The sequence below is a fragment of the Microbacterium sp. ZXX196 genome (assembly GCF_009709595.1).
In the GTDB taxonomy this organism is placed as follows: Bacteria; Actinomycetota; Actinomycetes; order Actinomycetales; family Microbacteriaceae; genus Microbacterium; species Microbacterium excoecariae.
In genome coordinates this window covers 20,816-32,862 of record NZ_WMEE01000007.1, presented here as the reverse complement: position 1 = coordinate 32,862, position 12,047 = coordinate 20,816, and the positions used below count along the sequence as shown (strand labels likewise).

Annotated in this window: 11 protein-coding genes; 7 read left to right on the top strand and 4 right to left on the bottom strand. The window is 71.2% G+C overall.

Going from position 1 to position 12,047, the window contains the following annotated elements:
- Positions 1-2,069: 2,069 nt before the first annotated feature.
- The gene (locus tag GJQ66_RS07930) at positions 2,070-2,501 is read right to left on the bottom strand and encodes a hypothetical protein (protein WP_155048804.1); all 432 of its coding nucleotides are present in this window, start codon (positions 2,499-2,501) and stop codon (positions 2,070-2,072) included.
- Between the two features lie 181 nt (positions 2,502-2,682).
- On the opposite strand from GJQ66_RS07930, the gene GJQ66_RS07925 reads away from it, so the two are divergent.
- From GJQ66_RS07925 to GJQ66_RS07910, 4 genes are all read left to right on the top strand, one after another.
- Positions 2,683-3,552, top strand: a complete 870-nt coding sequence (locus GJQ66_RS07925; protein WP_155048900.1) for a ParA family protein — start codon at positions 2,683-2,685, stop codon at positions 3,550-3,552.
- The gene (locus GJQ66_RS07920; protein WP_155048803.1) at positions 3,552-4,580 is read left to right on the top strand and encodes a ParB/RepB/Spo0J family partition protein; all 1,029 of its coding nucleotides are present in this window, start codon (positions 3,552-3,554) and stop codon (positions 4,578-4,580) included. The genes GJQ66_RS07925 and GJQ66_RS07920 overlap by 1 nt, the downstream gene beginning before the upstream one ends.
- 68 nt (positions 4,581-4,648) lie before the next feature.
- On the top strand, positions 4,649-4,906 hold the full coding sequence (locus GJQ66_RS07915; protein WP_155048802.1) for a Rho termination factor N-terminal domain-containing protein: 258 nt from the start codon (positions 4,649-4,651) through the stop codon (positions 4,904-4,906).
- A gap of 52 nt (positions 4,907-4,958) precedes the next feature.
- Positions 4,959-5,309: a tryptophan synthase subunit alpha gene (locus GJQ66_RS07910; RefSeq protein ID WP_166314911.1), complete on the top strand. Its 351-nt coding sequence runs from the start codon at positions 4,959-4,961 to the stop codon at positions 5,307-5,309.
- A gap of 68 nt (positions 5,310-5,377) precedes the next feature.
- Here the strand turns inward: GJQ66_RS07910 and trxA are convergent, their stop codons facing one another.
- Entirely contained in the window at positions 5,378-5,701 is a 324-nt protein-coding gene (gene trxA / locus GJQ66_RS07905; RefSeq protein ID WP_155048801.1) for a thioredoxin, read from the bottom strand.
- Between the two features lie 24 nt (positions 5,702-5,725).
- Positions 5,726-6,685, bottom strand: a complete 960-nt coding sequence (gene trxB, locus GJQ66_RS07900; protein WP_368732797.1) for a thioredoxin-disulfide reductase — start codon at positions 6,683-6,685, stop codon at positions 5,726-5,728.
- A gap of 186 nt (positions 6,686-6,871) precedes the next feature.
- Here trxB and GJQ66_RS07895 point away from each other — a divergent pair, with 186 nt between their 5' ends.
- The gene (locus tag GJQ66_RS07895) at positions 6,872-9,043 is read left to right on the top strand and encodes an alpha-galactosidase (RefSeq protein WP_368732796.1); all 2,172 of its coding nucleotides are present in this window, start codon (positions 6,872-6,874) and stop codon (positions 9,041-9,043) included.
- Positions 9,044-9,050: 7 nt separating this feature from the next.
- On the opposite strand, the gene GJQ66_RS07890 is transcribed toward GJQ66_RS07895, so the two are convergent.
- The gene (locus GJQ66_RS07890) at positions 9,051-10,079 is read right to left on the bottom strand and encodes a LacI family DNA-binding transcriptional regulator (RefSeq protein ID WP_230379442.1); all 1,029 of its coding nucleotides are present in this window, start codon (positions 10,077-10,079) and stop codon (positions 9,051-9,053) included.
- A 116-nt stretch (positions 10,080-10,195) separates the two neighbouring features.
- Between GJQ66_RS07890 and GJQ66_RS07885 the strand changes: the two genes are divergently transcribed.
- The gene (locus tag GJQ66_RS07885; RefSeq protein ID WP_230379453.1) at positions 10,196-11,107 is read left to right on the top strand and encodes a carbohydrate ABC transporter permease; all 912 of its coding nucleotides are present in this window, start codon (positions 10,196-10,198) and stop codon (positions 11,105-11,107) included.
- 121 nt (positions 11,108-11,228) lie between these two features.
- Complete coding sequence (locus tag GJQ66_RS07880; protein WP_230379451.1) at positions 11,229-12,029, top strand: carbohydrate ABC transporter permease; 801 nt, start codon at positions 11,229-11,231, stop codon at positions 12,027-12,029.
- Positions 12,030-12,047: the final 18 nt, after the last annotated feature.

Genomic DNA, 12,047 nt, shown 5'->3' with positions numbered 1-12,047 from the left:
AGTGGACCCGGGGGCGCACCCCAACTCGCGCACCGCACCCCTCCCCCGGCTGCGGCGACGCCCGCGAAGTGCTGTCGGCACCGGCCCGCCGACGCGCCCGCGGCACGCGCAGCGGGCCACGGCGCTTTCGCAGTCGGGCGTGCCCGGTGTGGCCTCGCAGTCGTCGCCGGCTCAACGGAACGTGCGCGCGGGCTGCGGCCGCGGTCTGCCGCCATGTGCGCCGTGTCTTGGTCTGCGTTCATGCAGCCGCGCACTGCAATCGGCACATCGCCGCTCCGCCGGCCAGCCCGGGCGTGGTCAGCCAGCTGTCGGAATGCGCCCGCGCGCGATGGAATGCGAGCGGTTCCGGTAATGCGCTCGCGGGTGAGAAGGGCCTCCGCGGGCGGCGGTGCTGCGCAGGTAGGAGGAGAGTGCCGTGTACCGGGCTCCGCGCGCGACTTGCGGCCGCCCGCGTGCTCCTGAGTCCGTCGCGTGCGGTGCGGTGCGGTGCGCGCCACGTATGCGCGGAGAAGGAGCCCTGAAATGATGGGGTCTCCCCGCTCGAGCGGGAACCGATGCGGACTAATCGCGGCTCCGCGCTCCCTGCGCAGTCTGACGACGTGCCGCGCGTGATGGCGGCGTGTGCGACCGGTCCCGCACCAGCGCCTGAAGTGAGTCCGTGGGCGAGAGTCGGCTACGTCGGGATCCGCGGAGGCATGGCGCGAGGCCGTGCCCGCGGTGCGCGTGGTGGGGGCGCCGAGCGAAGTGGGGCGGTCGTCCTTCCGTCGGCGGCGAATGTTTCACGTGAAACATTGGCGCGACACGGGACGACGGGGGGGGGGGGGATCGGCCCTGAGCGAGCTACCGATGCGACTTCCCTGTGACGACCGGGCGGCGTGGGGCACTCGCGGGTCTCGGCACCGGGTCACGCCGGGGCCGAGCACGCGCCTCTCGGCGTCGTCCTCGGCGTCGTCCTCGGTTGCGACGATGCTGGAGCATCGCGCCCCTCGTCCGCCTTGCGATGGACGCACTCGGGCCCTTGCTCGGTGCGTCTCCAAGACGGAGACAGCCCCTAGGCGATTGCTGGCCGCGCGCGAGCGCGCGGGATGAGGGCGCCAGGCTGGAGCTCCTGGCCGCTCTCCTCAGCGCCCTTCAGTGGTCCGGGGCCGGGCATGGTGATGTTTCACGTGAAACATCGTTCGAGCATGCGCCCGCGGGCGCGCCCTGCGCGAGAGCCCGTTCGTGACGAATTCCGGCGTGACACACCTCGCCTCACCGATGGGCCCGCGGTGGGTGGCGTGACGAAACATCTCAGGCGAAGGTCCGAGTGGTGCCGGGGTGGCAGGTCGGTCAGCCGCAGCGGGCCGGCCAACCTGGCGAGGGGACTGAGGCGTGCACCATCGGTGTGGCCGAGGCGGCCGATGTTTCACGTGAAACATCGAGACTGTGGGGAGCACAGGCGGGACGCAGCGCGCCGGGGCCGTAGATCCGCTTGTCGGGATCCGCGGCGTGAGGTCGGGGGTTGCAGCACTCATGCGGCTCTGCGGACTGTGTCACCCACGGATGCGGGGACCCGACCCGAGAACGCACGCCACGGCGGACACGACGTCCGCGAGCGCACGACCGAACCGCGAGGATACTGCCGCGCTGGCGACGGCGCCCGTCGCGGACGCCCGGCTGGTGCGTTCTGCGTGCGCCGCGCAGCGTCCGCACGGCCGCCGCGCGGCGCACGCCACGGTGTTCGCGCGCAACCCGTGCTGCCCCGCCGGCGTTCTGAAGCAGCGAAGCTGATTCGGGCCGACGGTGGTAGCGGTCTCAGCCGGGTACACGAACGCGGCCGGGGTGGCACGTCCTCTGCGGGCGCGGGACCGCCGCACGCGACCGTGCGGAGCGCGCTGCGTCTACCCGTCGCGCGATGTTTCACGTGAAACATCACCAGAGCGAGAAGACGAGCGCTCACGCCGTTCCTCCGCGAAATCGCGTCGTCAACGCCGTCGAACCACCCGCGCGTGGCGTGGAAGGCCGCCGAGACCGTGAGCGCGGCCTCGCGGCGTACGCCGAGCTTCTCCATGATGCGGATCGACGGCGTGTTATCCGCGAGCGCCGACGCCGTCACGCGCCGTACCCCGACGCAGAGGAACGCGATCCGCCGCAGTTCCTCCCCACCTCCGTGCCCGGGCCGCGGCCCGCGAGGCGCGGGTCGATCTCGTGCACCCGACCTCTGCCTCGCACCGCGAGACCGCGGCGGGGTCGGACCCGCCTTGTCCCCAGCCGTCCGCGAGCGTCAGCGTTGCGTCGCCCACGAGGGCGCCCCCTGCCCGGGCCGCAAGCCCGCGTCCGACGAGCTTTGCGCGGGAGGCGTCGCCCTGCCACGCGTCACGCGACGCGAGCCACGTTCGTCTCCAGGTCGTGACCTCGGGGAGGCTGGGATATGACCACGCCTCGTCCACGTCGCGTTCGGAGAACGGCGTCCGGGTCACGCGCGGGCCGGGGTGCGGCCAGATGTCGAGGGTGGCGAGCACGCCCCCATTCTCCGCGAGCCGTGGGCGCGTCGCCGGGATGTTTCACGTGAAACACCGCGCGGGCCCTGGGCGTGTTCGGGCGCCGCCGGGATAGAGTGGTGAGGTCGGCCTGGGACACGAAAGGACGAGCGTGAGTCAGCATTCCAGCGATATCGCTGCCGCCTTCGATGACAGCCCGATCATGCGGCAGTTGCAGGATCTCAGCGCCCGGCGACGCCGCCTCGAGGAGGTAGACGTCGACTTCCCCGGCGGGACGCGCGTCATGACGGTGTCCAACCAGAAGGGCGGCGTCGGCAAGACGACGACGACCGTCAACATCGCCGCGGCGATCGCCGACCTGGGTGGGCGCGTCCTGGTGATCGACCTGGATCCCCAGGGCAACGCCTCCACGGCTCTGGGTGTCCCCCACACGGCGGATACCCCGAGCGTCTACGACGTCCTCATCAACGACCTCCCCATCGCCGAGGCGGTGCAGCAGAGCCCCGAGAACGAGCGCCTCTTCTGCCTGCCGAGCACCATCCACCTCGCCGGCGCCGAGATCGAGCTCGTCTCGCAGGTCGCGCGCGAGAAGCGGCTGGACACGGCTCTGCGCGACTATCTCGAACAGCTCGATGACCCCTTCGACTTCGTCCTGATCGACTGCCCGCCATCGCTGGGGCTGTTGACGATCAACGCCTTCAGCTCGGCGGACGAGGTGTTCCTCCCGATTCAGGCCGAGTACTACGCCCTCGAGGGCCTGAGCCAGCTCCTCGGCAACGTGAAGATGATCCAGAAGCACCTGAACACCCGGCTCAAGGTGTCCACGATCCTCCTCACGATGTACGACGCCCGCACGCGCCTCTCCCAGCAGGTCGCCGACGAGGTGCGCGAACACTTCCCCGACGAGGTGCTGCAGACGATGATCCCGCGATCGGTGCGCGTCTCCGAGGCGCCGAGCTTCGGCCAGACCGTGATCGCGTACGACGGCGGATCCGCGGGGGCGATCGCCTACAAGGAGGCGGCGGTGGAGATCGTGAAGCGCGGGGCACCCCGCAGGAAAGGGCGAAAGTAATGGCGAAGCGCACGGGCCTGGGGCGTGGAATCGGGGCACTCATCCCCACCGGTACCGAGGCACGCGAGCGCCCCGCTGACGTGTTCTTCGCGGGATCCCCCGCCCTCGACGAGGACCCGCCCGCCGCGCCCGAGGCGCCGAAGCGCCGCCCGGCGGCGAAGAAGGCCCAGGCGGCCGAGAGCCCGTCCGTGGCGCCGCTGACCGAGGTGCCGGGCGTGCGCCTCGTGCACGTCGACCCGCACGCGATCGTGCCCAACCCGCGGCAGCCGCGCACGCTCTTCGACGCGGAGGATCTCGCGGAGCTCGTGCACTCGGTGCGAGAGTTCGGCGTGCTCCAGCCGGTCGTGGTGCGCGACAAGAAGGACGGCACCTACGAGCTCATCATGGGCGAGCGGCGCACGCGCGCCTCGCGCGAGGCCGGCCTCGCCGAGATCCCGGCGATCGTGCGCGAGACGGCCGACGAGGACCTGCTGCGCGACGCGCTGCTCGAAAACATCCACCGCGCGCAGCTGAACGCGCTGGAGGAAGCGTCCGCGTACCAGCAGCTCATCAACGACTTCGGGATCACGCAGGAGCAGTTGGCGGATCGGATCGGGCGCTCGCGCCCGCAGATCTCGAACACGATCCGGCTCCTCCGACTCCCCGAGTCGGTGCAGCAGCGGGTCGCGGCGGGCGTCCTCAGCGCCGGGCACGCGCGCGCGATTCTCTCCCTCGACGGAGACGCCGACGGCATGCAGCGCCTCGCCGACAAGATCGTCAACGAGGAGCTCACCGTGCGTGGCGCCGAGACCGCGGCGAAGGTGATCCAGGCCGCGGGCACGGCGGCCCCCGCCCCGCAAAAGCGCCCCCAGGCCGGCGCGCGCCGCGCCTACCTCGACGAGGTCTCCGACAAGCTCGGCGATCGTCTCAACACGAAGGTGAAGATCGATCTGACGGCGAGAAAAGGCCAGATCAAGATCAGTTTCGCGACCATTCAGGATCTCAACCGGATCCTCGAGGAGCTCGGCGAATCCGGCTACGAGCAGTAGTCCCGCCGGCCGGCATGTGACACCCTGTCCGGGTGGCGGCGATCGCCGCGAGAGAGGGAGGAGCACACATGCCGAATCCGAGCATCAAGGACGAGGAGCTGTACGAGAGCCTCCGCGAGGACGGAGCCTCGAAGGAGAAGGCCGCCCGAATCGCCAACGCCGCGGCGCGCGACGGGCGCTCGTCCGTGGGCCGCAAGGGCGGATCCGCGGACGATTACGAGGACCGCACGGTCGACGAACTCCGCGAACGCGCGCGCGAGCTCGGGATCACCGGCCGTTCGCGCATGCGCAAGGGCGAGCTCATCGACGCCCTGCGCTCGCACTGATCACCCAGGCCCTATCGACCGCGGGGTGCGCCGCGCGCCGTAGCCTGGAGGGGTGAGTTCCGAAGACCCCCTCCTCCCCCGCCGCGCGAGCGTCGAGGTGCTCCGTGCCGAGGCGCACGACGAGCTCTCGACGCTCATCCACGAGCGCCTGCGCGAGGGCGAGGATCCGTGGGACTTCATGGAGGACCTTCCGACGGTCGACGAGCTCGTGGTGTTCATGCTGCGCGCCGAGCACATCGAGGCGGACGGCGGCCTGCGCCCCACCCACGCGCGCAACCAGCGCCTGCTCCGCCAGATCGCGGCGCAGTACCCGGACCTCTCGGCCGCGGTCTGGGGCATGCTCGGCGCCGAGAACACGCACCGGCGGTGGGACTCGGTCGTGCGGGTGCTCGGCGGCCGCTAAGCGGCGAGGCGTACGCGAAAAGGGGGTGCCCGGAACGGATCCGGACACCCCCTCTTCGCGCGGCGGGATTACTTCAGGAACTCGGCGAGGTCCTGCTCCAGCGCCTGCTTCGGCTTGGCGCCGATGATGGTGGTGGCCACCTCGCCGCCCGAGAAGACCTTCATGGCCGGGATCGACGTGATCTGGTACTTCATCGCGAGGTCGGGGTTCTCATCGACGTTGAGCTTGACGATGGTGATCTTGTCGGCGTTCTCCGACTGAATCTGGTCGAGGACGGGCGCGACCATGCGGCACGGGCCGCACCATTCGGCCCAGAAGTCGACGAGCACGGGCCCGTCGGCCTGGAGGACATCCTGCTCAAAGGTGGCGGAGGTGGTGACCTTGGCGCTCATAGTGGTTCTCCTTAGGGAAGTCGGTTAGGCCGTGACGGCCTCGGGTGTGGCGTGCGTGGCGTCGTCGAGCGCCGCGAGGTAGTGCTCGGCGTCGAGTGCCGCGACGGTGCCGCTCGCGGCGGCCGTGACGGCCTGGCGGTAGGACGGGTCGATGACGTCGCCCGCGGCGAAGACGCCGGGAACGGACGTGCGCGAGGAGCGGCCGTCGACCGCGATCGTGCCGTCGACGGTGAGGTCGAGAGTGTCGTGCACGAGGTGCGTGCGCGGGTCGTTGCCGATCGCGACGAACAGGCCGTCCAGGGCCAGCTCGCGCGTCTCGCCCGTCACGGTGTCGCGCAACACGACGCCCGTGAGGCCGCTCGCGCCCTGCAGCTCGGCGATCTCGGTGTTCCAGAGGACCTCGATCTTCTCGTTGTCGAAGGCGCGCTGCTGCATGATCTTCGACGCGCGGAACTCGTCCCGGCGGTGGATGAGATAGACCTTCGACGCGAACTTCGTCAGGAAGGTCGCCTCCTCCATCGCCGAGTCGCCGCCGCCGACGACCGCGATCGTCTTGTCGCGGAAGAAGAAGCCGTCGCACGTCGCGCACCAGGACACGCCGTGGCCCGACAGCTCGTCCTCGCGCGGCACGCCGAGCTTGCGGTACGCGGATCCGGTCGCGAAGATCACGGTGCGCGCCTCCAGCGTCTCGCCGGATCCGAGGGTCACGCTCTTGACGTCGCCCGCGAGGTTGAGCGCGGTCGCGTCGTCGTAGACGACCTCGGCGCCGAAGCGCTCGGCCTGCTGCTGCATCTTGGCCATGAGCTCCGGGCCCATGACGGCCTCGGGGAAGCCGGGGAAGTTCTCGACCTCGGTCGTGTTCATCAGCTCGCCGCCGACCTCGACCTGGCTCGCCACGACGACCGGCGACAGGTTGGCGCGCGCCGCGTAGATGGCGGCGGTCCACCCGGCGGGACCGGATCCGATGATGATGACGTCTCGCACTGTCGCGGCCTCCTCAGGCGTTTGGTTCTTGTGCTGAAACCCATGCTACGGGCCCGGTATTCCCGACGGGGTGGGTCTCGGCGCCGTCCCGCCCGCGTGGCAGTTCGCCTTTCGTGCGCCGTGCGGCGAGACTCTTCCCTGTTCGAGATCCCGCGCGCGACGCGCACCCCGTGAGAGGACCCCATGGTGGCTTCCCCTTCCCCCGTCCTGCTGCGCGGCGGCGGCGCGTCGGTCGTGCTCGCGACCGACGGCGCGGTGCCCCGCATCGCCCACTTCGGCCGCGACGTCGGCGACCTGAGCGGGGAGGCCCTGGCCGCTCTCGAGGCCACGTCTCACGTGGGGACGGCGGGATCCGAGCCGGACGTGGCGCGCCGCCTCGGCCTGTGGGTGACGCAGCACGAGGGCTGGGTGGGCACGCCGAGCGTGGCCGGCCACGCCGACGGATCCGCGACGACGCCCCGCCCCGAGACGCGCGCCGTCGAGGTGGAGCGGACGCGCGCGGGCGAGTCCGCGACCGTGCGCCTGTCCGACGCGGCGGCCGGCCTGTCGCTGACGGTCCGGATCGCGCTGGATCGCTTCGGCGTGCTCGCGATCGATCAGGAGCTCGAGCGCCACGCGGGCGCCGCGGGCGCGTACGACCTGGCCGCCCTGACCGCGCTCGTGCCGGTTCCGGAGCGCGCGGGCGAGCTCATCGACTTCACGGGGCGGTGGTGCCGCGAGCGCGCCCCGCAGCGCGCGCCCTTCACAATTGGCGCGCACGTGCGCGAGGGCCGGCGCGGGCGGCCCGGGCACGACTCGCCGTTCCTCCTGATGGCCGGCACCCCCGGCTTCGGATTCCGCTCCGGCGAGGTGTGGGGCGCGCACCTCGCCTGGAGCGGCAACGGCCGGTACCTGGCGGAGCGCCTGCCCGAGGGCGCGGGCGCGCACGCGGGCGTCCTCGGCCTCGGCGAGGCGCTCGCCCCGGGCGAGGTGCGCCTCGAGGCGGGCGACACCTATCGCGCGCCGACCGCCGTGTACGTCTGGTCGGACGCGGGCCTCGACGGCCTCGCGGCGCGGCTGCATGATCGCCTGCGCGCCCGGCCCTCGCACCCCGCGGATCCGCGCCCCCTGGTGCTCAACACCTGGGAGGCCGTGTACTTCGACCACGACCTCGCGACGCTCACGCGCCTCGTCGAGGCCGCGGCCGAGGTCGGGCTGGAGCGCGTCGTGCTGGACGACGGCTGGTTCGGCGGCCGTCGCGACACGACGGCCGGGCTCGGGGACTGGGTGGTCTCGGACGCCGTGTGGCCCGACGGGCTCGGCCCGCTCGTCGAGGTCGTGCGCGCGCACGGCATGAGCTTCGGGCTGTGGTTCGAGCCCGAGATGATCAACGCTGACTCGGACCTCGCTCGCGCGCACCCCGAGTGGATCCTCGGCCCCGCGGCGGGCCTCGGGCTCCCGATGCGCGGGCAGTACGTGCTCGACGTCTCGCACCCTGACGCGTGGTCCTACCTGCTCGAGCGCATCTCGGCGCTCGTCGCGGAGTACGGCATCGACTACATCAAGTGGGATCACAACCGCGAGGTCCTCGAGGCCGTCGCGCGTCGCGAGGGATCCGACCGCCCGATCGTGGGGGCGCAGACCCGGGCCACGTACCGGCTCATGGACGCGCTGCGCGAGCGCCACCCCGCGCTCGAGATCGAGTCGTGCTCGGCGGGCGGCGCCCGCATCGACCTGGGCATTCTCGAGCGCACGGACCGCGTGTGGGCGTCGGACTGCAACGACCCCGTCGAGCGGGGCCGGATCGAGCGCTACACGGGACTCCTCCTGCCGCCGGAGCTCATCGGGGGCCACGTGGGCCCGCCCGCGGCGCACACGACGGGGCGCGCGACCGACCTCGGGTACCGGCTGGCCGCGGCGCTCATGGGGCACGCGGGCGTGGAGTGGAACCTGCTGGAGTGCTCCCCCGCCGAGCGCGCGACCCTCGCGGCCTGGGCAGCCCTCCACAAGCGCCTGCGGCCGCTCCTCCACGGCGGCCGGGTCGTCCATGCCGACGGGCTCGACGCGGGCGCCGCGCTCGACGGCGTCGTCGACGAGGGCACTGGCCACGCCCTGTTCCGCTGGAGCCGCACCGACTCCGCGGCCGCGACCCGCACGGGCGTCGTGCCCTTCCCGGGCATCGACCCGGAGGGATCCGTCGTCGTGCGGATCCTCGAGGACGCGGGCGCCGCGCGGCTCATGCAGGACGAGCCGCCGGCGTGGGTCGCCGCGGCGCGGCGGGGCCTGACCCTGCCGGCGGCGGCGCTGGCGACGGTGGGCCTGCCGCTGCCGACCCTGGCGCCGCAGCAGGCGATGCTGATCGAGGTGACGCGGGCGTAGGCCGGCGTCAGCCGCGCCGCCCGGCGGTGCTCTCGCGGAGGATGAGCTTCGTCGTGACGACGGAGAACGGATCCGGCGTCTCGCCGCGCGCGAGCGCGAGGGCCGCGGCGATGCAGCGGCGCCCGACGTCGGAGAACTCGTGGTGCACGGACGTCAGTGGCGGGTCGTATGCGCGCGCGTCCGACGTGTCGTCGAACCCGACCACGTGCACGTCGTCGGGGACGCCACGGCCCGCCTCCGCGAGCGCGTGGTACAGCCCGAGCGCCATCTGATCGTTGCCGCAGAACACCGCCGTCACGTCCTCGCGGCCGGCGATCCTGCGCCCCTCGCGGTAGCCCGAGGCGACGCTCCAGTCACCCCGGAGCGGATCCGGCACCTCGCGCCCGGCCGCCTCGAGGGCGCCGCGCCACCCGTCGATGCGGCGGGCCGCGGGGCGGGATTCCTCGGGGCCCGCGATGTGCCAGACCGTGTCGTGGCCGAGCGAGAGCAGGTGTTCCGTGGCCTGCCGAGCGCCGCCCTCCTGATCCGTGTCGACGACCGCGCGGGCGCGGGGCGCGTCCGGATCCATGTAGACCACGGGCACGCCGGGCGGAAGCATCTCGGCCGCGTGCCCGAGCTGCGGCGCCTCGAGGTTGAGGATGAGGGCGTCGACGGCGAGCTCCTGGAGGCGCGAGAACAGCCGATCGACGTCGGCCTGGTTCGTCGCGTGCACGGGCAGCAGTGTCGTGGCGTAGCCCTCCTCGGCCGCGCTCAGCGCGATGGCCTCGATCGTGCGGACGTCGCCGATCGTCGACAGCGTCTGCGAGAGCACGCCGATGGTCCGGAAGGATCCGAGCTTCAGGGCGCGGGCGGCGCTGTTGGGCCGATACCCGAGCTCGTGCATCGCGCGGATGACGCGCTCGCGCGTCTCGGGCACGACGGTGCCGGTGCCGTTGGCGACGCGGGAAACGGTCTGCGCGGACACGCCGGCGTGCCGGGCGACGTCGCCCATCGATACGCGCCGTCGCGAGCCGGGTCGTTCAGAGGGTGTGTTCATGGGTTGTTCGCTCAAGGTATCGGGCGGATGTGCGCCACGGGTGGCGAAATGGGCTATGTTTACGTAAACATTGTTGCAGAGCTCACGCGATGAAGCGGAGGAAGACCATGACGTCCATGCCAGCGACGCTCCCCCAGCGGGCGCCCGTCCGGACGCGCCGCAGCGCGCGCGGGCGGTGGACCGGCTGGGGATTCCTCGCGCCGTTCGCGATCGTCTTCGCGCTGGTGTTCATCGCGCCTATCCTCTACGCGATCTGGCTCAGCCTCTTCCGCAGCCAGCTCGTCGGCGGCACCGAGTTCGTCGGTCTCGATAACTACGTGCGCGCGTTCGGGGATCCGCAGCTCTGGGCGGGCGTGTGGCGCGTCGCGCTCTTCCTGGTCGTCCAGGTGCCGGTCATGCTCTTCCTCTCGCTGCTCGCGGCCCTGGCGATCGACAGCGGGCGCCTCTACGGCAAGAGCTTCTTCCGGCTCTCGATCTTCCTGCCCTACGCGGTCCCCGCCGTCGTCGCCTCGCTGATGTGGGGCTTCATGTACGGCACGCGCTTCGGCCTCGTGGGCAACCTCAATGACATGTTCGGGTGGAGCCTGCCGAACCTGCTCTCGCCGGATCTGATCCTCGCGTCCATCGGCAACGTCGTGACGTGGGAGTTCATGGGCTACAACATGCTCATCTTCTACTCGGCGCTGCGCGTGATCCCGACCTCGCTCTACGAGGCGGCGGCGATCGACGGCGCGAACCAGTTCCGCGTCATCACGGCGATCAAGCTCCCCGCGATCCGCGGCGCGCTCGTCATCGCGACGATCTTCTCGATCATCGGGAGCTTCCAGCTGTTCAACGAGCCGAGCATCATGCAGTCGCTCGCGCCGAACGCGATCACGACGTCGTACACGCCGAACCTCTACGCCTACTCGCTGGCGTTCGCCGGCCAGCAGCACAACTACTCGGCGACCGTCGCCATCATCATGGGCGTCATCACGATGATCGTCGCCTACGTGGTGCAGCTGCGCGGGATGCGGAAGGGATCCTGACATGAGCACGACGACCCTCGTCACCCTGCGCACGGGCGCGACCCGCGCCGAGCGCCGCGGCCGACTCGGCACGATCGACAAGCCGCGCCGCAGCGTCCTGCTGACGGTGCTCACGGCCATCATGGTCGTGTACTCGCTGCTGCCGCTCGCGTGGCTCGTGATCAACGCGTCGAAGACGCAGGCCGACCTGTTCTCGACCTTCGGCCTGTGGTTCGGCAATTCGTTCGCGCTGTTCGACAACATCGGCCGCGCGCTCACCTACGACGACGGCGTCTTCCTGCGGTGGTTCGCCAACACGCTGCTGTATGTCGTCGTCGGCGCGGGCGGCGCGACCCTCCTGTCGGTCCTCGGCGGATACGCGCTGGCGAAGTTCTCCTTCCCCGGGAAGAAGGCCGTGTTCGCCATCATCATCGGCGCGGTCGCGGTTCCGGGAACGGCCCTCGCCGTCCCGACGTTCCTCATGTTCAGCGAGATGGGGATCACGAACACCCCGCTCGCCGTCATCATCCCGTCGCTCATCTCGCCGTTCGGCCTCTACCTCATGTGGACGTTCGCGAGCGAGGCGATCCCGGAGGAGCTCATGGAGGCCGCCCGTATCGACGGCGCGAGCGAGTTCCGCACGTTCTGGCAGGTGTGCCTGCCGCTCCTGACCCCCGGAACGATCACCGTGGCGCTGTTCACGATGGTCGCGACGTGGAACAACTACTTCCTCCCGCTGATCATGCTGCGGGATCCGGAGTGGTACCCCCTCATCATCGGCCTCAACCAGTGGAACGCGCAGGCCGCGACCGCCGGCGGCGAGGCCATCTTCGACCTGGTGATCACGGGAGCCCTGCTCACGATCGTCCCGCTGATCATCGCCTTCCTCTTCATGCAGCGTTACTGGCAGTCGGGACTGGCCGCCGGATCCGTGAAGGAATGACCCCCTCCCCTCGACGAT

Coding starts and splice junctions, on each gene's coding strand:
- GJQ66_RS07925 (WP_155048900.1), top strand. CDS start 2,683: ATGCGGCAGTTGCAGGATCTCAGCGCCCGGCGACGCCGCCTCGAGGAG.
- GJQ66_RS07920 (WP_155048803.1), top strand. CDS start 3,552: ATGGCGAAGCGCACGGGCCTGGGGCGTGGAATCGGGGCACTCATCCCC.
- GJQ66_RS07915 (WP_155048802.1), top strand. CDS start 4,649: ATGCCGAATCCGAGCATCAAGGACGAGGAGCTGTACGAGAGCCTCCGC.
- trxA (WP_155048801.1), bottom strand. CDS start 5,701: ATGAGCGCCAAGGTCACCACCTCCGCCACCTTTGAGCAGGATGTCCTC.
- GJQ66_RS07890 (WP_230379442.1), bottom strand. CDS start 10,079: ATGAACACACCCTCTGAACGACCCGGCTCGCGACGGCGCGTATCGATG.
- GJQ66_RS07885 (WP_230379453.1), top strand. CDS start 10,196: ATGCCAGCGACGCTCCCCCAGCGGGCGCCCGTCCGGACGCGCCGCAGC.
- GJQ66_RS07880 (WP_230379451.1), top strand. CDS start 11,229: ATGGTCGTGTACTCGCTGCTGCCGCTCGCGTGGCTCGTGATCAACGCG.